The 21,865-nt window shown below is 52.4% G+C and carries 21 protein-coding genes and 1 other annotated feature; of the genes, 7 read left to right on the forward strand and 14 right to left on the reverse strand.

All coding sequences use genetic code 11. The annotated features are described in order from the left end of the window. Positions 1 to 44: 44 nt before the first annotated feature. The 4 genes from SNR34_RS19935 to SNR34_RS19950 all read right to left on the reverse strand — a co-directional run bounded on the left by SNR34_RS19935 (position 45) and on the right by SNR34_RS19950 (position 4,135). A complete protein-coding gene (locus tag SNR34_RS19935; protein WP_236419674.1) occupies positions 45 to 269 on the reverse strand; it encodes an ankyrin repeat domain-containing protein in 225 nt (74 codons plus the stop codon). 59 nt (positions 270 to 328) lie between these two features. Further along, positions 329 to 1,147: a carbon-nitrogen family hydrolase gene (locus SNR34_RS19940; RefSeq protein WP_486180042.1), complete on the reverse strand. Its 819-nt coding sequence runs from the start codon at positions 1,145 to 1,147 to the stop codon at positions 329 to 331. A gap of 110 nt (positions 1,148 to 1,257) precedes the next feature. Continuing rightward, complete coding sequence (locus tag SNR34_RS19945; protein WP_486180043.1) at positions 1,258 to 2,889, reverse strand: AraC family transcriptional regulator; 1,632 nt, start codon at positions 2,887 to 2,889, stop codon at positions 1,258 to 1,260. Between the two features lie 223 nt (positions 2,890 to 3,112). Then, on the reverse strand, positions 3,113 to 4,135 hold the full coding sequence (locus SNR34_RS19950; protein WP_236419681.1) for an ABC transporter substrate-binding protein: 1,023 nt from the start codon (positions 4,133 to 4,135) through the stop codon (positions 3,113 to 3,115). 249 nt (positions 4,136 to 4,384) lie between these two features. Between SNR34_RS19950 and SNR34_RS19955 the strand changes: the two genes are divergently transcribed. The 7 genes from SNR34_RS19955 (at position 4,385) to SNR34_RS19985 (ending at position 12,072) form a co-directional block, all read left to right on the forward strand. Then, the gene (locus SNR34_RS19955) at positions 4,385 to 5,593 is read left to right on the forward strand and encodes an aminotransferase class I/II-fold pyridoxal phosphate-dependent enzyme (protein ID WP_486180044.1); all 1,209 of its coding nucleotides are present in this window, start codon (positions 4,385 to 4,387) and stop codon (positions 5,591 to 5,593) included. Positions 5,594 to 5,702: 109 nt separating this feature from the next. Further along, positions 5,703 to 5,915, forward strand: a binding site (T-box leader). A gap of 99 nt (positions 5,916 to 6,014) precedes the next feature. Further along, a complete protein-coding gene (proB, locus tag SNR34_RS19960) occupies positions 6,015 to 7,118 on the forward strand; it encodes a glutamate 5-kinase (RefSeq protein ID WP_236419685.1) in 1,104 nt (367 codons plus the stop codon). 258 nt (positions 7,119 to 7,376) lie between these two features. Next, complete coding sequence (locus SNR34_RS19965) at positions 7,377 to 8,624, forward strand: glutamate-5-semialdehyde dehydrogenase (protein WP_339273186.1); 1,248 nt, start codon at positions 7,377 to 7,379, stop codon at positions 8,622 to 8,624. Positions 8,625 to 8,661: 37 nt separating this feature from the next. Continuing rightward, positions 8,662 to 9,522 carry a pyrroline-5-carboxylate reductase gene (gene proC, locus SNR34_RS19970; RefSeq protein WP_236419689.1) on the forward strand — a complete coding sequence of 287 codons (861 nt, stop codon included), beginning with the start codon at positions 8,662 to 8,664 and terminating at the stop codon, positions 9,520 to 9,522. Further along, complete coding sequence (locus SNR34_RS19975) at positions 9,519 to 10,742, forward strand: 2,3-diketo-5-methylthiopentyl-1-phosphate enolase (protein ID WP_339273189.1); 1,224 nt, start codon at positions 9,519 to 9,521, stop codon at positions 10,740 to 10,742. The genes proC and SNR34_RS19975 overlap by 4 nt, the downstream gene beginning before the upstream one ends. After that, positions 10,739 to 11,416, forward strand: a complete 678-nt coding sequence (locus tag SNR34_RS19980) for a 2-hydroxy-3-keto-5-methylthiopentenyl-1-phosphate phosphatase (protein WP_339273191.1) — start codon at positions 10,739 to 10,741, stop codon at positions 11,414 to 11,416. Before SNR34_RS19975 ends, SNR34_RS19980 begins: the two co-directional genes overlap by 4 nt. Positions 11,417 to 11,418: 2 nt before the next feature. Further along, a complete protein-coding gene (locus SNR34_RS19985; RefSeq protein WP_236419695.1) occupies positions 11,419 to 12,072 on the forward strand; it encodes a methylthioribulose 1-phosphate dehydratase in 654 nt (217 codons plus the stop codon). A 97-nt stretch (positions 12,073 to 12,169) separates the two neighbouring features. Here SNR34_RS19985 and SNR34_RS19990 read toward each other — a convergent pair whose 3' ends face one another. From SNR34_RS19990 to SNR34_RS20035, 10 genes are all read right to left on the reverse strand, one after another. Next, positions 12,170 to 13,420, reverse strand: a complete 1,251-nt coding sequence (locus tag SNR34_RS19990; protein WP_339273193.1) for a multi-tm2 domain protein — start codon at positions 13,418 to 13,420, stop codon at positions 12,170 to 12,172. 28 nt (positions 13,421 to 13,448) lie between these two features. Next, a complete protein-coding gene (locus SNR34_RS19995; protein WP_236419699.1) occupies positions 13,449 to 13,895 on the reverse strand; it encodes a hypothetical protein in 447 nt (148 codons plus the stop codon). Next, a complete protein-coding gene (locus SNR34_RS20000) occupies positions 13,888 to 14,475 on the reverse strand; it encodes an RNA polymerase sigma factor (RefSeq protein WP_236419700.1) in 588 nt (195 codons plus the stop codon). Before SNR34_RS20000 ends, SNR34_RS19995 begins: the two co-directional genes overlap by 8 nt. 173 nt (positions 14,476 to 14,648) lie before the next feature. Continuing rightward, a complete protein-coding gene (locus SNR34_RS20005) occupies positions 14,649 to 15,368 on the reverse strand; it encodes a DnaD domain protein (RefSeq protein WP_486180045.1) in 720 nt (239 codons plus the stop codon). Beyond that, positions 15,368 to 16,663, reverse strand: coding sequence for an asparagine--tRNA ligase (asnS, locus tag SNR34_RS20010; RefSeq protein ID WP_236419703.1), 1,296 nt, complete (start codon positions 16,661 to 16,663; stop codon positions 15,368 to 15,370). The genes SNR34_RS20005 and asnS overlap by 1 nt, the downstream gene beginning before the upstream one ends. A 100-nt stretch (positions 16,664 to 16,763) precedes the next feature. Continuing rightward, positions 16,764 to 17,969, reverse strand: a complete 1,206-nt coding sequence (locus SNR34_RS20015; RefSeq protein WP_236419706.1) for an acetate/propionate family kinase — start codon at positions 17,967 to 17,969, stop codon at positions 16,764 to 16,766. Further along, positions 17,966 to 18,838, reverse strand: a complete 873-nt coding sequence (locus SNR34_RS20020) for a 3-hydroxyacyl-CoA dehydrogenase family protein (protein ID WP_339273196.1) — start codon at positions 18,836 to 18,838, stop codon at positions 17,966 to 17,968. Before SNR34_RS20020 ends, SNR34_RS20015 begins: the two co-directional genes overlap by 4 nt. Positions 18,839 to 18,972: 134 nt before the next feature. Further along, positions 18,973 to 20,475 (reverse strand): AAA family ATPase, encoded by a 1,503-nt coding sequence (locus SNR34_RS20025; RefSeq protein WP_236419710.1) that lies wholly within the window; start codon positions 20,473 to 20,475, stop codon positions 18,973 to 18,975. Beyond that, positions 20,468 to 20,995, reverse strand: coding sequence for a hypothetical protein (locus SNR34_RS20030; RefSeq protein WP_236419712.1), 528 nt, complete (start codon positions 20,993 to 20,995; stop codon positions 20,468 to 20,470). Before SNR34_RS20030 ends, SNR34_RS20025 begins: the two co-directional genes overlap by 8 nt. A 293-nt stretch (positions 20,996 to 21,288) precedes the next feature. Further along, positions 21,289 to 21,825, reverse strand: a complete 537-nt coding sequence (locus SNR34_RS20035; protein WP_236419714.1) for a cell wall elongation regulator TseB-like domain-containing protein — start codon at positions 21,823 to 21,825, stop codon at positions 21,289 to 21,291. Positions 21,826 to 21,865 lie beyond the last annotated feature (40 nt).

Genomic DNA, 21,865 nt, shown 5'->3' on the forward strand with positions numbered 1-21,865 from the left:
AGCTCCGCCCACTTCTCTTCAATCTTCGACCTCAGTTGCTTTTCTCATGCACCGTTGGCTTGCCGAATCATACGGACAATCTCGTCATTTCCCACTTCAACTGCCCGATCCAGCGGGCTTCCATCGTATGACCTCATCTTGCCTTTGAATCTGACAGGTTGGGTAAAATCTACCTCCCGTTCAAGCAGCAGCCCCACAATCTCTTTGTGTCCAAGCCCGCATGTCATGGCACGCTTGATGCAAAATTTCTTTGGTTTGTGATCGCACATTGGACATTTGGGTATCCTCCCAAAGCTTTAACCTGATTGGTCTTCAAAGTTTCGAACTCTTAGTTGCCAAAGTACTTTTCCGGTCTGCGGTCCTCGAACACAGGAATGCGCCCACGCACTTCATCCACCAGCGAAGGCCGGATCAATCCGGTCACGATCTCTTCCTCTTCCCCGCCTTCGGCCACAATTTCGCCCCAAGGGTCGATAATGAGGGAATGTCCGAAAAAGGACGTATCCCCTGCATTGCCTACCCGGTTGCACGCAATCACGTACATTTGGTTCTCGATCGCGCGGGCAGTCAGCAGCGTGCGCCAGTGATGCAATCTCGGATGAGGCCACTCGGCAGGCACAATCAATGCTTTTGCTCCATTCAGCGCAAGAGTCCGGGCCAATTCGGGAAAACGAATGTCGTAACAGATGGACGCACCGGCCGTCAGCCCCTCTTCCAATTCAAACAGCTCCGGTTCGGCGCCAGGCTGCAAATATTTTTCTTCATCCATCAGGCGAAACAGATGCAGCTTGTCATATCGAAGGACCTCCTGCCCTTCTTTGTTATAGGCATACATCGCGTTGTAGATGTGGTCGCCCCGTTTCTCGGCAATGGAGCCGCCCACGATCGAAATGCGGTGTTTTTTCGCAAATGCCGACAACCACGCTCTCGACTTTTTTCCTTCCGGATCGGCCAGTTCATGAATTTGCTCCAGTGCGTAGCCCGTATTCCACATCTCGGGCAGCACGGCCAGCTCCAAATCCGGATACTGCTCTACCGCTTGTTCGAGCCGTCTTTGCATATGTTCATGATTCGCTTCCGGGTTCCCCAGTTGGATATTGCCTTGAATCAAAGCCACTCGCATTTCTGCCTGTTGTTGTTCTGTCATGTCAAGCACCCCTCCGACCATAATACTTGTAATCATAGCTTGATTCCCGGAATGCCTGCAACATCCTTTTGAACAAGCCTGGTCATCGCGTCAAGCGCCAAACAGGGCGATTAGACCGACACGTCCAATCCGTTCAGCAGCTCCGGCAGCAGGGACTGGAGCCTGCAGCTCGTCAGCGCATCTCCCATATTCCAAACACGCTCCTCCAGTTTGTATACTTGTCCGCTTTTCACCGCATGCAGCGCCTTCCATTCATCGCTTTCAAACAAATGCTCCGTCGCCATTCGCGCTGTATCGCTCTCAGGCATCATGACAAAGATGCGGTCGCCGGCATACTGGCTAACCGACTCCGTTGAGATTTCCTTATATGCCCGGCCCGCGGACAAGGCATCCTGCACCTTGCTCACCGGAATAAATCCTTTTGGATGATACAGAAACGGGGCCAGTCCGATGTTGCCCATAACGAACAAACGAGCTCCCCGGTGATGCACCAGCACCGATGCCGTTTCCCCAGGCCGAATCCATGGCTGCACGCTGTCCCACATCTCCTCCGATCTCCGATGGTAAGCGCCCAGCCACGCCTCTGCTTCCGCTCCCATGCCAAACCAGCTGCCCACTCTGCGCATACGTTCTTCCAAATCCGCATGGGAGTTGTACATCAGCGTAGGCGCAATGCGGGAAAGACGCTGGTACAGCTGCTCGTTGCTGCTGTCGAACAAAATCAAATCCGGCTGTTTCTGTACGGTCCACTCCAAATCGAGGGGCGTCAAAGCGTCGTGCGATGCGTGGTCAAGGACGGGAATGCCGAGCGCAAGCAGGTCCCCTGCCGACTCTCCGTAAAACAATATGCGCTCGGGGGTCCGGGGAATGTTCAATTCATGCCCTGCCCAATCCTGAACAAGCGTTTGCCGTTGAAGGGATTTGTCATATTGGCGGGGGGCCAAACCGGTGTGCTTACGGAAACGTCTGCTGAAATAATATTCATCCCGAAAACCTACCCGGCTTGCAATATCACGCAGCGGTTCATCGGACAACGCCAGCCATTCCTTGGCCTGTTCAATGCGTACGTAATTTACGTATTCAAGGGGCTTGCGGCCCGTAATTTGCCTGAACAATGCCGTAAATTGTGCGGGGCGCAGATTGGCAAGCCTGGCCAATTTTTGAACGCTGATATCCTGCGCATAGTGCTCGTCCACGTATTGAATCGTGCCTTGTACCCGGGCTTCCGGGCTTTGTTCCGTTTTGGGCAACGTGTACCGGGTCACGATCAGTTCCATCAATTTATGAAATTGCACGTTCAGCCGGCTATATTCCGCATCCGTCCGATACTGTCGACCCGAATGCAGCAAATCAAGCATGCCGCTGATCTGGGCCGGCGAAAATCCGTTCAGCCGATCCCTTATTTCAAAAAGAGGACGTGTGTACAGTTCGGGATCACCGGTTACCATATGTACAGCATCATAATGGAGCACTATATATTTCAAGGCATTCGGGCGATCATGCTCCAGCTGATAGTTTTCTCCCGGAGCCAAGGGATAGATTTTTCCTGAAACAAACGGATGAGACTCTCGGCCAATATATATGCGGCCTTCTCCCTGCTCGCAGAACAGGAGGGTGTGACGGTCACAGCTCACTTCAAGCATGACTTGACCGGATTGCTCGATGCACCGTTCGATATGACGATATCGAAACAGGAATGCCGCGAAAAATAAAGGAGCGCCGTTTGCATTCATTTTTTGCATTGCCGTTCACCTCATGAATCTTCTAGTGAGAATGGTTATCAACCATTTATTTCTTCTGATTATACGTCAGCACCCGTCATTATTCCAGCATATATGCTCACACAGCTATACATGAAGAGGAACCTGAAGGACTGCGTAAAATTCGCATGTTTCGAAATGAAAAAAGAGCCGTCCAACAAAATACGTTGAAGGCCCTCTATTCCAATACAGATTAACACGTCTGTTATTGAAGCATCTGTTTCGGCAGCTCCTTTAAGAGCCACTCTCTGGAAGTGGCATCGCTCGATGCTTTGACGATATCGAAGCGATACACCTTTCCCTCCTTCACAGCGGGCAGGTTGTTCCATACCTCGCTCTTGGTCAAATCTTCCGTCGATTGCTGCGCTTCCTGGCCCACGGCATTAAGAATGAAAATGCGGTCTCCGGCGATTTCCGGCAATTTTTCCTGCGAAATCTCGATAAAACCAAGCCCTTCGTCCAACACCTTCTGAATCTCGGGAGTCGGTTTCATGCCGCCCTCTCCGTAAAGCAGCTGTGGCAATCCGGCACCGGCCATCACGAACAATCGGTTACCCGGATACATCGTGAATACCGACGCGGTTTCGTCTTCGTTAAGCCCGTGCTCGCGCAGCTGCTTCCACATGTCCTCTGTCGCTTTGGCATGGGCAGCCAGCCAGGTCTCTGCCTCTTGCTTTTTGTTCAACAGATCGCCCAAAAAGCGAATTCTCTCCTCTAACGGCCAGAAGGAATTAAACGTCACGGTCGGGGCAACTTTTGAAATGCGGTCATACTGCGCTGCGTCGTCATTAGAGAAAATGATCAGGTCGGGATTCAGCTCAAGCGACTTTTCAACGCTGATTGGAAAGCCGACGTCCTCCGCTTCAGCCACTTGATCGTCGAACACGGTCCCTTCATTTTTGAGGATACCTACAGGAACAACGCCAAGGACCAACAGATCCCCCGTAACTTCGCCATGGTAAATGACACGCTGCGGATGGGTCGGAACCTCTACCTCATGACCGCTCCAATCTTTAAAAATTCTGGTCTCGCTTGTGTTTTCCGCTTCTGCAGTAGTCTCTTCTTTTCCGGCTGCTTCGGTTGTTGCCTGAGACTCGTTCGACGCGGCCGCCGTTGTTTCTCCTTCGCCTGAACCATTGGAAGACGGATTGCCGCACGCAACCAGCAGCGCGGATAACGCCGCGATCATCAGTGTTGCGCTCAGTGCGCGAAAGCCTTGTTGTTTCATTTTTCTTTCCCCCCATAAATATGCGCTTCAATCAAATGATATTGATTATCATTATCGTAAATCATCATAAAATAATGGCATTCTCGAAAGCAATGGACAGACCTGAATGCTGATCTTTGAATTTTGTGCAAATCCGCTTCGATGCTGTACGGAAAAGAAAGATGATACATTATCCCCTCTATACAGCTCGGGATTGGCGTGATAAATTAAGGGATACGATCCATTCTAAGAACCGGAGTGATGTTGACCATGAGCCAAAAAGAGCAAATACAAAGCCGTTCTGCCTTCCCCATTCCTACAGCCGATATCACGGGACAGCTGCCGACGCAATTTTTCGCTGCCCTTGTGCAAAACGTAAACCGGGAAATCGCCGACGGGCATGACGTCATCAACCTGGGGCAGGGCAATCCGGATACGCCTACCCCTTCCCATATCGTCAAAACTTTGCAGCAATCCGCAGAGAATCCGCTTTATCACAAATACTCCCCATTCAGCGGCTACGCCTTCCTCAAGGAAGCCATCGCGCAGCGTTATAAGGAAGATTACAAGGTGGATCTGGACCCCGAAACGGAAGTTGCCATTTTGTTCGGAGGCAAAACCGGGCTTGTTCAACTGCCGCAAATTTTGCTGAATCCCGGGGACGTCTGCCTGGTCCCTGACCCGGGTTATCCGGATTACTGGTCTGGCGTTGCGCTGGCCAAAGCCCGCATGTCCTTCATGCCGCTGCTGGAGTCCAATGCATTTCTGCCCGATTACGAGGCCATTTCCCCCGGGGACCGCATGAAGGCCAAACTTATGTACCTGAACTATCCGAACAATCCGACTTCGGCAACGGCACCGCTCTCCTTTTACGAAGATACGGTCAAGTTTGCAAGGGAAAATCAAATCGTCGTTGCCAGCGATTTCGCGTATGGGGCCATCGGGTTCGATGGCCATCGACCTGTGAGTTTCCTTCAAGCTCCAGGCGCCAAAGAAGTCGGTATCGAATTTTATACGTTGTCCAAAACGTACAACATGGCCGGTTGGCGGGTCGGATTTGCGCTTGGCAATGCAGAGATCATCTCCAAAATCAACCTGCTGCAGGATCACATTTACGTCAGCCTGTTTGGCGGCATCCAGGCAGCGGCTGCAGCGGCACTGACTTCCTCGCAGCAATGCGTAACCGATCTGGTGGCCAGATATGAATCCCGGCGCAACGCGTTTTTCGATGCCCTCGCTTCCATCGGATGGCATGCGTCCAAACCCGGGGGTTCCTTCTTCTCCTGGCTGCCTGTTCCGGAAGGGTTCACCTCCGCCTCCTTCGCAGACCTGTTGTTGAAGGAAGCCAAAGTCGCCGTCGCCCCAGGTATCGGATTCGGCGAGCATGGCGAAGGTTATGTCCGGGCAGGACTGCTCAGCGATGAAGCACGGTTATGCGAAGCGGTTGAACGAATCGGCAGACTGGGCCTGTTCCGATAAGCAAAACAGGCCTCGGTACCCTTTGCATCTGTCAAGTTTCCGTGGTATGTTATTAAAAACGTCTGCCTTATCGTGATGACTGTGATAATTGTCATTTATCCATATGAAATAAAACGTAATGACGGGACCAGTACAAAAGAACAAACCGCGCCCAGAGAGCAAATTTCGCCGGGCTGAAAAAATTTGCCGCGGTTTCTTTTGGAATCCTACCCCCGAACGGCCTGTGAAAGCAGGACAGTGCCTTCTGTTACAAGGCTCGAGCCGGATGATGGGAACATCATCAACAAAGGTGGTACCGCGGAAGATAACTTTCGTCCTTTTGAATTCAAAGGGTCGGGAGTTTTTTTGTTATATCAGCGTTTTCGTTCCGGGCCCATCGCCTAAAATCAACGCATTCAATTCAGTCTAAGGAAGTGAAAGCATGTCCTCACGTATTGTCGTTAAAATCGGCAGCAGTTCCCTTACATCGGATGAAGGTGGATTAAACCGCGATGCCATCGCGTTCTTTGCCCGAGAAATCGCCGCCCTTATGGAACAAGGCCATGAAGTGCTGCTGGTGACTTCCGGGGCGGTCGCTGCCGGATTCCGCGAAATCGGCTATGCCCAGCGCCCGAAGCTTTTGCATGAGAAACAGGCTGCCGCCGCTGTCGGACAGGCGCTGCTCATGCAGGCATACCAGCAGGCTTTGGCGGCGCACCGCGTCACCCCGGCGCAAATTTTGCTGACCCGTACCGACTTCCACAGCCGCAAACGAATGGGCAATGCGGGCATGACCGTGGAAGAGCTGCTCAAACAGCGGGTTTTGCCCATTTTTAACGAAAATGACACCGTCTCCGTGGACGAGCTCAAATTCGGCGACAATGACCTGTTGTCCGCACTCGTGGCCAATCTCGTTAAAGCACAGCATCTTGTGATCATCACGGACACCAATGGCCTCTACACGGCTGACCCGCGCAAAGATCCGAACGCCTATCGCTATGACCGCATCAGCGAGATTACCGAAGAAATTTATGCATATGCAGGCGGCTCCGGATCATCCGTCGGCACAGGCGGCATGCGTTCGAAGGTGGATGCTGCCAAAGTGGCCACACGCGGAGGCGTTCCCGTCTTCGTAGGCAGCGTCAAAGAACCCGGCGACATGCAGGATGCGGTAAACGGGACGGGTAAAGGAACGTATTTCGAAACACGACTCGGGGCTCTCTCCCGCAAAAAGCAATGGCTCGGCTTCATGTCCACCCCTCTGGGCACCGTCGTCGTCGACGCAGGCGCCGAAGAAGCGCTGGTGCATGGCGGCCATAGCCTGCTGCCGGTCGGCGTGAAGCGTGTGCTCGGTTCGTTCCATGCCGGAGACGTCGTCGAGGTCGTCGGCCCTGACGATACGCTGCTCGGCCGGGGCATCGTCAACTACGACGACGATCAGCTTCGCCTCATTGCCGGCCTGCCGAGCGGCGAAGTGATCCAACGGCTGAACAGCATCCATCGCCTCGAAGTGATTCATCGGGACGAGTGGATTACATTAAAATAAATGAGATCCAGTTGAACCAACCATTTATACGATAACGGAGTGGGCAGAAAGAATCTGGAGAAGCGAAGCGTTCTAAAAAGCTTTCTGAAAGAAAGCTGCAGCGGAAGCATAGGCTTATCACCGGATTTCCCCATGAAAAAGGGGATCCAAAAATTCCGGAGATAACAGCGATCGGAAGATGGTTCTGACTACGTAGTGGTCCCGTGTAAAAATCATTGGTGCAACTTATATTGAACTACTATTAGGGGGGAACTGATCATGAGTGAAGTAAGAGAAAAAGCAACGAAAGCCCAAGCGGCCTTGACGCAGCTCAACCGTCTGACCACGGAACAAAAAAATACGGCCCTGCTTGCCATGGCCGACGCATTGATCGCCGAATCCGATTCCATCATTGCCGCAAACGCGGAGGATCTGGAGCGCGGCAAACAACAAGGCACGCCTGAATCCATGCTTGACCGGCTTGCCCTGAACAAAAGCCGCATCGAAGGCATCGCGGATGGCCTGCGCCAGATTGCCGGCCTGCCTGACCCTGTCGGCGAAATCCTCGAATCGTTCACCCGTCCAAACGGCCTTCACATCGAGAAGCTGCGTGTACCGATCGGCCTGATCGGCATCATCTACGAAGCTCGTCCAAACGTGACCGTCGATGCGGCGGGATTGTGCTTGAAAACGGGGAATGCCGTGCTGCTGCGCGGCGGCTCCTCCGCCCTTTCGTCCAACCGCCGGATCGTTGAGGTGCTGACGAAGGCGCTGGCGGCGACCGATCTGCCGCCGGACGCGCTGCAGCTTGTCGAAGATGCGGATCGCGCATCGGTGGATGAAATGCTGAAGCTGAACGGCCTGCTGGATTGCATCATCCCTCGCGGAGGAGCTTCCCTGATCCGCAACGTGGTCAACAACGCCACCGTGCCCGTCATCGAAACCGGTGCTGGCATCTGTCACACCTATGTCGATGAAACGGCAAATCCTGAAATGGCTGCAGAGATCGCCTTGAACGCGAAAGCGCAGCGTCCGTCTGTCTGCAATTCCATGGAAACCCTGCTGCTGCATTCCGCTTATGCCGAACAGCATCTGAATGCAATGGCTGAACAATTCCGTGAAGCCAGCGTAACGATGAAAGGATGCGAAACGGTACGCCGCCTGGTGCCCGATGCACTTGAAGCGACGGAAGAGGACTACGCTACCGAGTATAATGATTACATTTTGAATATTCGTGTCGTGGACAGCCTGGATGAAGCGCTTCGTCACATCGCGAAGTACGGCACCAAGCACTCCGAATGCATCGTGACCGAAAACGCGGATCATGCGGCCCGGTTTCTGCAAGACGTGGATGCTGCCGCCGTGTACCACAATGCGTCCACGCGCTTTACGGATGGTTTCGAATTCGGATATGGCGCCGAGATCGGCATCAGCACCCAGAAACTTCACGCACGCGGTCCAATGGGCCTGCCTGCCCTGACATCCACGAAATACCGCATTACCGGAAACGGCCAAATTCGGCAATAATACACAGCTGATAGCTGACTAGGAGGAACGATAAACCATGAGTCAAGAACAACAAACACTGCTGCAACAAAAGATTACTTTCCATGGCGCGGGCGCGATGGCGGAAGCCATCGTCCGGGGACTGACTTCCCGCCTGGTCGTTCGGCCTAGAGACATTACGATGCTCAACCGCAGCAACAAAAAGCGCCAGGAAGAACTGAGCGCCAAATACGCGGTGCATACGGGAACGGCATCGGAGTCTTTGGATATCCTTGCGGATTCTCCTGTCATCGTGCTTGCCATGAAACCGAAGGATGCAGCAGCGGCTTTGCGTGAATTAGGCCCGATCCTGAAGCCGGATCAGCTGATTGTTTCCGTGATTGCCGGATTGTCCATCCGCACCATGCAGAGCATCCTTGGACGGAAGCAACCCATCGCCCGGACCATGCCGAACACGTCCAGCACCATTGGACTCGGGGCTACCGGCATTGCGTTCTCGGCGGAGATTACGGACGATCAGCGCAGCACGGTCATGACCATGTTTGAAGCCGTAGGCATCGTAACGATTGTTCCGGAAGAAAAACTTGAGGTCCTTACCGGCATTTCCGGAAGCGGCCCGGCTTATGTATACTATTTGATGGAAGCCATGATCGCCGCGGGCATTCGCGGAGGACTGTCCAGTCAGCAATCGCATGACCTGACCGTTCAGACCGTGCTCGGCGCAGCCCGCATGGTGCAGCAGACCGGCATGGAACCGATGAAGCTTCGCAGCGACGTGACCTCTCCTGGCGGAGCGACGCAAGCCGCGCTCAAAACGCTGGATGAAGGCGACTTTTTCGAAAACGTAATTGCAGCCGTGAACCGCTGCGCAGAGCGCTCACGGGAGATGGGGGCTGCTTTGGAAGGGGATTTGAAATGAGTAACATGTGTACGGCCACGTATCGTCTGCATGATGATCGTGCCGATTTTCGCAAAAAAGCGGAATCGATCGCGGTTGGCATGACCGTCGGAAGCTGGACCGAGCTGCCTCAAGCCAAACGCGAGGAAATGCAAAAACATCTTGGCGAAGTACTTCAGGTACACGTTCATGAAGCCGAAGGCATGGCGCCTGGCGAGCGTTATGCCGACATCACGATCGGGTACCCCGACGTCAATTTCAGCCGGGATATCCCGGCTTTGCTCGTCACGGTCTTTGGCAAAATCTCGATGGATGGACGTATCAAGCTGACGCGTCTCGGGTTCTCCGACAACTTCCTGCGGGCATTTCCGGGCCCAAAATTCGGATTAAACGGCGTGCGTGACCTGCTTGGCGTGCATGACCGTCCGCTCTTGATGAGCATTTTCAAATCCGTCATCGGACTGAACGCGGATGAACTGCGCGAGCAGTTTCTGCGTCAAGCGCTCGGCGGCGTCGATCTGATCAAGGACGACGAAATTTTGTTCGAAAATCCGCTCACGCCAATCGAGAAAAGAGTCGAGGTCTGCATGAAGGCTGCCGAGCAGGCGAGCCGGGAAACCGGCAAAAAGCTGCTCTATGCCGCCAATTTGACTGGACCGACGTTCAGGCTGAAGCAGCAAGCCGAGCGGGCTATTCATGCCGGCGCAAACGCATTGCTTTTTAACGTTCTCTCTTACGGCTATGACGTGCTGCATGAGCTGAGCAGCGATCCGGACATTAACGTACCGATCATGGCCCATCCGGCTCTGGCCGGGGCAGTGTATCCTTCGCCGCATTATGGCATATCTGCTTCCGTGCTGCTTGGGCAACTGATGCGCCTGGCCGGAGCGGACTTGGTATTATTCCCATCCCCTTATGGCTCCGTAACGATGCCCAAAGAGGAAAACATGGCTATTACCGAACAGCTGCTCAGCCCGGAATTGCCCGTGCGCGCCAGCATGCCTGTGCCTTCCGCCGGGATCCATCCGGGACTGGTTCCACTCATCCTGAACGACTTCGGGACCGACGTCATCGTCAACGCCGGAGGCGGCATCCATGGTCACCCGATGGGCACGGAAGCGGGAGGACGAGCCTTTTTGCAGGCCATCGAGGCTGCCGGACGTTCCATCCCGTTGACTGAATACGCCGCAGAGCATCCCGAATTGAAGACCGCACTTGATTTGTGGGGTGCAGGCCGATGAGAAGCGACAAAAAAACGGTGATTTTTTGCGATTTTGATGGCACGATCACCCTTTCGGACAATATCGTCGCCATCATGAAACATTTTAACCCCGAAGGCATCGCACCGATCATGAAAGATACGGTCGAGCAACGAATTTCGCTGCGTGAGGGCGTAGGTGCCATGTTTGCCCTGCTGCCATCTTCGCAAAAAGACGAAATCGTCGAATTCGTGCTTGGACAAGCGGGCATTCGTGAAGGGTTCGGCGACTTTCTGGCATACGTGCGCAATGAAGGCATCGAATTTAACGTAACGAGCGGCGGCATGGATTTTTTCATTGAACCTCTGCTTGCGCCATTTGATATTCCGCAGGATCATGTATACTGCAACGGCGCGGATTTCTCGGGCGATCGCATCCGGATCGAATGGCCGCATCCCTGTCAGCCTCCATGCGAAAATGGTTGCGGCATGTGCAAAACGACCGTCATTCGCTCCTATGCAGCCGACCAATATAACCGCATTCTGATCGGGGACAGCCTGACCGACTTCGAAGGCGCCAAAATCGCCGATCTGGTCTACTCCCGCTCCATTTTGACGGACAAGTGCATCGAACTTGGGGTCGATCATGTCCCGTTCACCACGTTCCACGATATTATGGAAGACATGAAACAGAAGCAAACACAAGGAGTGCTGTAAAGATGGGCTTTGAGAAAATAACGACCGAACAGAAACGCCGGGTGCTTGAGGAACTCGCGGATATCAAGGCACTGTTCGCCAGCCGCAATTGGTTCCCCGGAACGAGCGGCAACCTTTCGATGCGCGTGGGCGAATTCGACCCCGAGCAATTTTACTTCGCGGTAACTGCTTCGGGTAAAGACAAATCCCTGCGCACACCGGAGGATTTCCTGTTCGTAGACAAACACGGCAAAGCGATTGAAGCGACCGAGCTTAAACCGAGTGCCGAAACGCTCATTCATTGCGAAATTTATCGCCTGACGGGTTGCGGCGCCGTATTTCATGTGCATACCGTGTTCAACAACCTCATCAGCGAATTTTTCGGGGCGCAGGGCCAAGTGCCGATTCAAGGCATCGAGTTGATCAAAGCATTTAACATCTGGGAAGAAAATGCGGAAGTACGCGTGCCGATTTTGCCTAACCATGCGCATATTCCATCCATTGCGGAGCTGGTGCCCGGCGTGCTGGATGCCAACGTTCCGGGCATTCTGCTGCGCAATCACGGCATTTATGCTTGGGGCAAGGACGCCTTTGAAGCCAAACGTCATCTGGAAGCCTTTGAATTTTTGTTCGAGGTATTGTATCGCCAACTGTTGTTAAAAAATGCTGCGAACTGAAATCATGATTTTTGCTTATCCTTGAACGCTGTACTCTTCTGATCGATGAAAAAACACGCCTGCGGCTGGATTTACCCAGCGCGAGGCGTGTTTTTGCTTAATACCGATCCTGCCGATCCTTGAACAAGAACAAGGAATCCGAATCATGATCCCCTGCGCTTGATCCACTGGAGGAACGCTGCTTGCCGAACAAAAGCTTCAGCCCTCCTCCAATCAGAAGCAAAGAGACGATAATCGTGTTAATGTAGGAATTGATCTCATAGGTTACGAAGAAATCGGGGAACAGTTCATTCAGCTGTGGAATAATTAACCGGATCGTAAGGTAATAGGCTCCCATCAGCACGATTCCAAATCCAATCAGCCGCTGGTGCCGCACCCAATCCTTCAATATCGGCTGATCATTCAAAGGCTCACGCCCATAACGGCTGGAACACTGAAGTCCGTCGAAGAAGCTGTAGAACCAGATCAGCGGAATCATGAACAGGAAAACCGAGAGCCTGAGCAGGTCCAGGACATAAATGCTTCCAAGGAACAGGAACATCAGCTGTATGCCTCTTTTTTGCAAGCCAAGGTACAAATGCCCTGCGCCGGGAAAAGCCGATAGCAGCGTTGCCAGCACCTTGCTGCGCCGCCCGGAATCCCGTCCCATTTCGAGCTCCTCGAACAATGTGCGGTCCTGCAGCACCTCTCCGGCCTGTTTGCGGTGCACGTGCTGCACGGCATCGAACATGCAATACACCCAAATAACAGGCAAGACAAGCAGGAACATTAAAATGGATTCGTCGATGATCGAGGCGACGAAAACCATCATCGCGAACGATCCGAAAAAGGCGATCAGGAACGATAGACCGCGGTGCAGCAGTCCCAGGTGCAGATGGCCCAATCCCGGGATAAACGAGAGCAGAATCGTGAAAAAACGCTCTCCCTCGCTGCCTTTGCGATACATAGGCTGTTGTGTGTACGGGGCTTCCGCATGAAGGTAATCCGCTTCACCCTCATGCTGGTGGTACATTCCGTCAGGATCCATGCCCCCCATGTTTCCCGCATAAGCTCCGGGATATGTGTTCAGATAGGCATGATGTCGGGCCGGCGTACGCAACAATACGATCAACATATCCAGCATGTTGATGCCCCAGAAGAACGCGGCCGCGATGCAGCCGGCAAGCATCACTACTCCCCCGTCATGTGACACGATGGCCAGCATGAAGGAACCGACCAATGTTCCAAAAAAGAGTAGCGGATAGATCGCGGCTTTTACTGGACGCCTCCAATATAAAAAGCCGAGTCCCGGAATGAAATTAAACAAAAAAGCGAGTAATCTGCTGCGTTCAGGTTGCACAGTCGTCATCCTTTCTTTTCAGGCAATGCGATAATGTTTATGGTTTGGGCTTGAGGCGATCCAGCCACGACGTGGCCGCCTCCGTCCATTTTTCTGTGAAAGAGCTCCCGTGTTCAGTCTGGAACTTATGGTAAGGGGCCATTCTGTCAAAGACTCCGGATGAGAGGAAGATTAGTGTCAGGCATGCAGCAACCGCATAATGAAATACCTTGTGCTCCAGTAAGCGCCGACGACGGTTTGATCGGGAAACGCGCTTCTGTTTGGCCGATTCCAACTCCCCAATTCGGTCCATGACGTTCTCGGCAAATTGGGCGGGATCGGCAAGGCTAGGTCGCTGTTGCTGGCGGTCCAGCGCTCCGAGATAGTGTTCCATCGCTTGCGGATCATCCAGCAAAGCCTGCTCCATGCGTTCCATCTGATCAGCCTTCAAACGGTTTTCGATATAATCCGACCATTCATGGGCTCCAAATACCTCTTTACTCACGCCACTCTTCCTCCTTCCAATGATTTCGTATCCACTGCCTCGCCCGGTATAAACGCGATTCCACCGTCTTTACGGCGACTTGGGCATCGTGGGCAATCTGCTCGTAATTTTTCTCGCTCAGATAGAACGCGGTGATAATGTCCCGATGCTGGGCAGGCAGTTGATTGATCCGTTCCCTCAGAAATGCTTTGCGCTCTTCACGCACAAGGCGGGAGAGAATGTCTTCTTCGCCCCCCGGCAGACTGGCCAATCGTTCGTCTCCACCGGCTTCTTCGGGAATTCGCCTGCTCAGCTTGCGTTTGGCATCTATCGCTTTATGGAAGGCGATCCTTGTGATCCAGGTTTTAAACCCTTCGGATCGGTAGTCGGAGAGAGACTTATAGATCTGAATGAACGCCTCCTGAGCCGCATCCTGGGCATCCTGGTCGTTCCGCAGAACGGAATAGGCCACATGGTACACATGCTGGCTGTATTTGTCGACCAAAAGACGAAACAAGGATGTTTCTCCTTGGCGGATTTGTTCGATTAAGCGCGCTTCGTCAATGACTCTCCCCTCCTTCTCCACATGTATAGACGACATCTGTCCCGGTCACCCCTGCACATTTTACCAAACCATTTAAAAAAATTGTTCATTTGCCTGAAAAGCTTACGTTCTTTTTGCCGGGACGCACTCCCTGTCAACAAAAAAACAGGACCAGACTATGCCCTGGCCCTGTTTGTGCACGAATCTAACGATTATGAAGGGATCACGGATTAACGCCCGCCGCTGCGGAAACGCTGGGTATACGCTTTGGCGTCCTGGGCGGTTTTGACCCGATTCCTGCTCCATTCCAGCAAAATGCGATCGATGTACCGGAAGTGAACCTTCCCTGCAAATACCGCTTCTTTCAACGCCATCAAAATCAGCTCTTCCGGATAGCGGTCCTGGTCCAGCCAGCCCGAGATCGTCTCGCACTCCATCGGGGAGAGGGGACGACCAAACTCCTTCTCGAAAATGGAGAACATGTTGCGTTCTTCCTCTTCTATTTGAACACTGTTCGAATTCGGTCGTACGTTGTCAAAGCTTCGCGCATTTTGGCTTGTTTTGCTCTCTTCCGCCAAACATGCCGCAAGCTTGGCGTACAGGCCGTACAGATCGTAACGCTCATATTGGATGTCGCGGTCCTCGTCCTGATATTCCTCAATGCGGATATAACCGTCCTTCATCAATCGCTGCAGCATTCTCGCGATGCCCTCGGGAGGTTGTCCCGTACGTAGCGCGAGCTCTTCCAGCGTTGGGAATGCATTGAATTCCACTTGGCGGAATCCAAGCAATTGGACGAGCAGAAGCACCTCTGCATCCGTTAATCCCAACTGATGGTAATAGCGAAGCAGCGCGTATGGCAATGGGACAGTCCCCGATGCCATGCCGTACGCCATGCCGCCAACCCAGTCGTTGGCGCCGAATTCCCCCATCATGCCACGGTTCAGCATTAAGGGTACAGACGATACAGCATGCGCGGGAATGGAATCGTCTCACGCACATGATCCAAACCGCAGATCCAAGCTACCGTCCGCTCCAATCCCAGACCGAAGCCGGAGTGCGGAACCGATCCGTATTTGCGCAAATCCATGTACCATTGATACGCCTCTTCGGACAATTTATGCTCCTCGAAGCGCTGCTGCATCAGTTCAGGGTCATCGATCCGCTGCGATCCGCCGATGATCTCGCCATAACCTTCCGGCGCAATCATGTCTGCGCAGAGAACAACCTCCGGACGATTCGGATCCGGTTTCATGTAGAATGCCTTGATTTCGGCCGGATAATGCGTAATGAATACCGGTGTTTCATATTTCTCGGCAATCGCCGTTTCATGCGGGGCACCGAAGTCTTCTCCCCAAGGAATATCGAAGCCTTGTCCGTTCAGGAACTCGATCGCTTCATCATACGTAATGCGCGGGAACGGAGCGATTACGCGTTCCAGCTTGGATACGTCGCGTCCGATCGTTTCCAGCTCGGTACGGCAGTTTTTCAGCACGGACTGTACCACGTGAGCGATGAAACGTTCTTGCACGCGCAAGTTTTCTTCATGATCTACAAACGCCATTTCCGGCTCGATCATCCAGAACTCGATCAGATGGCGGCGCGTTTTCGATTTTTCGGCACGGAATGTCGGCCCGAACGAATACACTTTGCCGAGTGCCATCGCAGCCGCTTCCATGTAAAGCTGACCGCTTTGCGTCAAATAAGCATCCTCGTCGAAATATTTGATGTGGAACAGGTTCGTCGTTCCTTCCGCGGACGAAGGTGTCAGGATCGGAGGATCAACCAAAGTGAATCCGTTATCATCAAAAAACTGCTGAACAGCGCGCACGATTTCGGCGCGGACGATCATGATCGCGCGTTGTTTCGGGGAACGCAGCCACAGATGGCGATGATCCATCAGGAAATCGACCCCGTGCTCCTTCGGCGTGATTGGATAGTTTTCGGTCAAATGGATGATCTCGATGCCCGTTACCGTCATCTCATAGCCGGAATTGCTGCGCGGCTCTTCGCGAATAATGCCGGTCACGTACAAGGAACTCTCTTGCGTCAAGCTTTTAGCGTCGTTCCAGAGTTGTTCGCTAACTTCGCTTTTGACAACGACCCCTTGAATATATCCCGTTCCATCGCGCAGTTGCAAAAACTGGATTTTGCCGCTGGAGCGTTTGTTGTTGATCCAGGCACCGATCGTTACGGTTTCGCCCACATGCTCGTTCACGTTACGAATAACACAATTCGTAGTCATGCCCATATCTCTCCTTGATTCCTGAATTTGAAAATGCAGCAGGCAGGCGTTTGCCTGCCCCTGCACTTCCTGATGCTGCTATATCCACTTTACAATCCAATTACTTGGAATTCAATACGATTCGATGCGTATCTCTCGCAATCACCAATTCTTCATTGGTCGGAATAACCAAAACTTCCACTTTGGAGTTTGCAGTCGTGATTCGGCGAGGTTCGCCCGAACGGATGGCATTCAATGCTTCATCCAGCTCAACGCCCAGATATGTCAGCTGCTCACATACTTTCTGACGCAGCACCACGGAGTTTTCCCCGACTCCGGCCGTAAAGACGATGACGTCGACGCCATTCATTGCAGCGGCATAAGAACCGATGTATTTGCGCAGACGGTACTCGTACATTTCGAAAGCGAGCGTGGAATTGGCATCTCCGTTTTCCATGCCTTCCGTGATTTCGCGCATGTCGCTGCTGATGCCGGAAATGGCAAGCAAACCGCTATGTTTGTTCAACATGGAACTGACTTCGCTTACGCTCAGTTCTTCCTTGTTCATGACGTATGGAACGATCGCCGGATCAAGGTCACCGCTGCGCGTTCCCATCATCAAGCCTTCCAGCGGTGTCATCCCCATCGATGTATCCACGGAAACCCCGCCTTTAACCGCTGTTACGCTGCCGCCGTTACCGATATGGCAAGTGATGATTTTCAGATCTTCCAGCGGGCGGTTCAGATACTCCGCCGCAGTCTTGCTTACATAATCATGGGAAGTACCATGGGCACCGTAGCGACGAACTTTGTATTTTTTGTAAAGCACGCGCGGAATGGCATACAAATAAGCCTTTTCAGGCATCGTTTGGTGGAACGCCGTATCGAATACCATGACTTGCGGAACGCCAGGCATGTTCGTTTCAGCCGCGCGAATCCCCATCATGGCAGCCGGGTTGTGCAGCGGCGCCAGATCGAACAAACGGCGAATCTCGGACTTCGCTTCAGAATCAACCAGCGCGGATGCCTTGAACGCTTCCCCGCCGTGAACGACGCGGTGGCCGACGGCTTCGATCTCTTCGACCGATTTCAGGACGCCGTATTCCGCATGGGTAAGCATGTCGATAACTTTGCGGATCGCCGTGGTGTGTTCCAAAATTTCGCTGACTTCCGTTACGTCCTCGAAACCTGTCGGTTTATGGGTCAGAATCGAAGAATCCATGCCGATCCGTTCAACGAGTCCTTTGGCCAATACGGATTCATCCGTCATGTCGTACAATTGATATTTAAGCGAGGAACTTCCCGCATTGATTACGAGTAATTTCACAGCCGGTCACCATCCTTGTCGTACTTGAAGAAGCCTTCGCCCGTTTTCACGCCGAGATGTCCGGCGCGCACCATTTTTTTGAGCACGGTGGAAGGACGATATTTCAGTTCGCCGAATTCGCGGAACATTCTTTCCAGAGCCGCTTCAACGGAATCCAAACCGAAACGATCGGCCATTTCGAGCGGTCCATGCTGGAAGTTGTATCCGATGCGCATCGCGTCATCGATGTCCTCTGCGGAAGCGACGCCTTCCTGCAGAACGTGCAGCGCTTCGTTAATCAGAAGGCAGATCAGGCGGGAAGTAACGAATCCAGGGGATTCATAGATCATGACGCCTTTTTTGTCCAGGACCTCTTCAACGAACCTTCTGGTTTCGTCAAAGGTGCCGTCCGAAGTTTTCAACCCGCGAATAAGTTCTACAAGATCAACCCGGGATACCGGGTGAATGAAGTGCATGCCAATAACACGCTCCGGATATTTGGTCGAGCTGGCTAGCTCGGTCAAACTCAGCGTGGATGTGTTGCTTGCAAGAATGACGTTTGCAGGACAAACTTCGTCCAGTTTGCTGAATACAGCCTTTTTGGCTTCGAGATCCTCGGAAACCGTTTCGATCACCATATCGCAAGAACCCAGCTCGGCCAAGTGCGCTACCTTGGTAATCCGGGAGAGAATCAATTTTTTCTCGGCCTTCGTAATGGCCCATTTCTCCAGTTGTTTATCGAGGTTCGTCTCGATCATGTCGTAGGCATGATCCAGCTTCTCCGCCGTTTTTTCTACCAGAAGCACATCCAGTCCTTTGGCTGCGAGCATTTGGGAAATCCCTTGCCCCATCGTGCCGCCGCCGACAACTCCTATTTTTTTGAAAAACATGGTTTCTGCTCCATCCTTTCGCTTCTCTATTTCTCTATTGTACCCTGTTCGCCGAAAATTACAAATTTCGACCCAACAACTAATAATATCTTAGCACGAGTAAAAAGTAAAAAAAAATAACCGGCATACATAAATTATGCCGGTAAAAGGGCGTTGTCACGAAATTGACAACGAAATTGCTCCCCTGACAAAACTTCCTCCTTCATGAGGATATCCAGGGAGTTGTCGAAGATCGGTCTCTGTTCTTCAAGCAAGCGTTTCGTCTCATCCATCAGGCCCTGCAGAATCTCTTTATTTTCCCGCATCAGCTCTTCGGTCGTCACCATGTCCATGTTGACGATGCCAAGCGACGTCAACCCGGAAGACATCATCGTCTGCACGACGTTGGTTGCCTGCTCGAAGTCATTGCGCGATCCCGTACTGCGGCCGCCATAATACATCTCTTCGGCAGCTGCGCCGCCAAGCGCAATCATGATCTGTTCTTCCAAAAAACGTTTCGTATACAGGAATTGCTCCTGCTGAGGATTGTGCCGCACATATCCAAGAGCCTGTCCGCGAGGACTCAAGGCCACCTGGCTGACACTTCCCGGCCGTACCAGTTCGGCCATAATAGCATGGCCCAATTCGTGAATGGCGACCCGTTTCTTCTCTTCCACCGTGGACTCGCGGTCGGTCTTTTCGCCCATCATGACCTTATCGATCGCCAAGGACAGGTGACGCTGTTCGATCAGCGGCAATCCTTCGCGCATCGCATAAATGGCCGCTTCGTTCATGACACTTTCCAACTGGGCTCCCGAAAATCCGTACGACTCCTCGGCCGTTTTCTCAAGGTCCACATCCTCTGTCAACGGCTTGTTGGCCGCGTGCAATTCCAGAATGTGCTTCCGTCCCTTCTTGTCGGGCAGATCAACCTGAATGTGACGGTCGAAGCGTCCAGGACGCGTGAGCGCACTGTCAAGCATCTCCTTGCGGTTGGTAGCTGCAATCAGCAAAATGCGCGGCGTGTCGGAGGAATAAATCCCGTCCATCTCGGTCAACAGCTGGTTGAGCGTCTGGTCGTATTCGCGTTGCTGGCCGCCTTCGCGTTTGCCGCCAATGACGTCGATCTCATCAATGAAAATAATGGCATTTTCCTTGTTTTCTTTGGCAGCACGCGTTTTTGCTTCACGGAACAAATCACGTATTCTGCCGGCGCCGACGCCAACGTACATCTCAACGAACTCACTGCCCGATGCTGCTACGAACACGGAATCCGTATAGTGAGCCGCCGCTTTGGCCATCAGCGTTTTGCCCGTTCCCGGAGGCCCTGTCAACAAAATGCCCTTCAACGGCCGAATGCCGAACTTCCGAATCTCCTCGTGACGAATCAAAAAGTCCAGTGCTTCGCGCAGCTCTTGTTTGGCGCTGTCCTGACCACCGATTTCCTCAAAGGTGAGCTTGGAAGGCCCTTTTTTCTTGCGTTTGCGCTCTTGCCCGGCTCCCACCGTGATTCCTCCGCGCATTTGCATCGTCAGAATCAGCGCTCCGACCAGCAAACCTGCAATGAGAACGGGAATGATATTAAACCCTATAAATGCGAGAAAAATCAGCAACACGGGTATGAATCCAATGATAATTTCCTTTGTCCATTTAGGCATTCGGCCACACTCCTATCTGTCCCGGAACACGCGGCAAAATGACAAACTTGCTCGCATTTCCGTCCCTGAGGCTAACGTATACGTTTTTATCGTCCATCGCTGTATTGACCTTAATGCCGCCTGTAGCCATCTTGCTTAGCGTTGGCGTAATTTCAGCATACTGTTTGTTTTCCATAGCCTGAGCCACGGTGAACAACGCCTCTCCCCACCAGTTGTCAAGCGTTTCGTTGGAACGGTCGACGACGTCCAGTTTGATGGAACGTGAACCGATTAAGGTTTGTCCTTCTTTATGAATATATTGAACCAGCTTGCCCAGATCGACATCCGGCTGCAAATCAAGTTTCAACAACACGTCATTGCGGTTAATGGTTATTTGAGCGTCTTTGACCCCGTCATACTGGGTCACCATTTTTTCAATGGGGTTATGCACGGCAACCTGACGATATGCAAACCAACCTCCAAACAATACGACGGCTGAAATCACGACAGTTAAAGCAATAGGCAATACTTTTAACTTCAAGTGTGCTTCCCCTCCAAAATTAGCCCGCATGAATCCATACAGGGCGTTGTATAGTCATCTGCGGAAATGCTGCAAGCCGACAAGCACGTGCATCTTGCTAAAATTCCAGCATTTCCGTCATTCGAATTTGCACAACAAGTACATATCTGAGTATATCACATCGTATATACGATTTCGAAGGCGATTATTTGAAGAATTTATTAATTTTAACTACTTAAATCCAAAATTTTCATCAAAGTACGGCAAACAACCGATCAGCAACATTCGCTGTCGGTTGTTTGGTCGTAAGCATGTCAGCTGTTCGGAATCGTATATACCAGATCCACTTGCTCCCCATTGCTAAAACGATAGAAACGATAATAACTGTGTGTATCATCATGATAATAAACTTGCCATACATAAATGCCGTTCACGACGCCAGGCAGGATTCGCTTGATTTCGCCATTCGGGACTTCGGAAGCGAATCTTTGGCGAATTTGAGCTTCGGACATTCCGTTCTGCAGCAGCTCGCTATGCACTGCACCCGCCCCGGACAACGGTTTCCCCGTCTCGTCGAACTTGACCCACACAATGACGTCCTGGTTATCCTTATTGGTGCCGCTCAGCGTCCAATAGATGCTGTCTTCGCCTTCTTTCTGTCCCCATACGAATTTTTGAAAATTATCGTAGGACGTCAGCTCCAGCTGCTGCTGGGCGGCCTGCAGGGCGAGCGCCTCCTGATTGCGCTGGTCCTTGGTCACATAGACGTAATAGCGCTGCAATACAATCAACGCCACGATCAGGATCAGCAGCGATATCCATATCCACTTTTTCTTTTTCTTTTTCTTCAAAAGCCGAACTCCCTTTCCCTGATGAGGCTGCGCCCATGAG

The sequence above is a fragment of the Paenibacillus sp. XP01 genome (assembly GCF_057364885.1).

Excerpts from the sequence above, each read along its gene's own strand:
- SNR34_RS19990 (WP_339273193.1), bottom strand. The coding sequence starts at position 13,420 with ATGACGACTGTGCAACCTGAACGCAGCAGATTACTCGCTTTTTTGTTT.
- SNR34_RS19955 (WP_486180044.1), top strand. The coding sequence starts at position 4,385 with ATGAGCCAAAAAGAGCAAATACAAAGCCGTTCTGCCTTCCCCATTCCT.
- SNR34_RS19950 (WP_236419681.1), bottom strand. The coding sequence starts at position 4,135 with ATGAAACAACAAGGCTTTCGCGCACTGAGCGCAACACTGATGATCGCG.
- SNR34_RS19965 (WP_339273186.1), top strand. The coding sequence starts at position 7,377 with ATGAGTGAAGTAAGAGAAAAAGCAACGAAAGCCCAAGCGGCCTTGACG.
- SNR34_RS20020 (WP_339273196.1), bottom strand. The coding sequence starts at position 18,838 with ATGTTTTTCAAAAAAATAGGAGTTGTCGGCGGCGGCACGATGGGGCAA.
- SNR34_RS20025 (WP_236419710.1), bottom strand. The coding sequence starts at position 20,475 with ATGCCTAAATGGACAAAGGAAATTATCATTGGATTCATACCCGTGTTG.
- asnS (WP_236419703.1), bottom strand. The coding sequence starts at position 16,663 with ATGACTACGAATTGTGTTATTCGTAACGTGAACGAGCATGTGGGCGAA.
- SNR34_RS19935 (WP_236419674.1), bottom strand. The coding sequence starts at position 269 with ATGTGCGATCACAAACCAAAGAAATTTTGCATCAAGCGTGCCATGACA.
- SNR34_RS19980 (WP_339273191.1), top strand. The coding sequence starts at position 10,739 with ATGAGAAGCGACAAAAAAACGGTGATTTTTTGCGATTTTGATGGCACG.
- SNR34_RS19940 (WP_486180042.1), bottom strand. The coding sequence starts at position 1,147 with ATGACAGAACAACAACAGGCAGAAATGCGAGTGGCTTTGATTCAAGGC.
- SNR34_RS20000 (WP_236419700.1), bottom strand. The coding sequence starts at position 14,475 with ATGTCGTCTATACATGTGGAGAAGGAGGGGAGAGTCATTGACGAAGCG.
- SNR34_RS19975 (WP_339273189.1), top strand. The coding sequence starts at position 9,519 with ATGAGTAACATGTGTACGGCCACGTATCGTCTGCATGATGATCGTGCC.
- SNR34_RS19985 (WP_236419695.1), top strand. The coding sequence starts at position 11,419 with ATGGGCTTTGAGAAAATAACGACCGAACAGAAACGCCGGGTGCTTGAG.
- SNR34_RS20005 (WP_486180045.1), bottom strand. The coding sequence starts at position 15,368 with ATGCTGAACCGTGGCATGATGGGGGAATTCGGCGCCAACGACTGGGTT.
- proB (WP_236419685.1), top strand. The coding sequence starts at position 6,015 with ATGTCCTCACGTATTGTCGTTAAAATCGGCAGCAGTTCCCTTACATCG.
- proC (WP_236419689.1), top strand. The coding sequence starts at position 8,662 with ATGAGTCAAGAACAACAAACACTGCTGCAACAAAAGATTACTTTCCAT.
- SNR34_RS19945 (WP_486180043.1), bottom strand. The coding sequence starts at position 2,889 with ATGCAAAAAATGAATGCAAACGGCGCTCCTTTATTTTTCGCGGCATTC.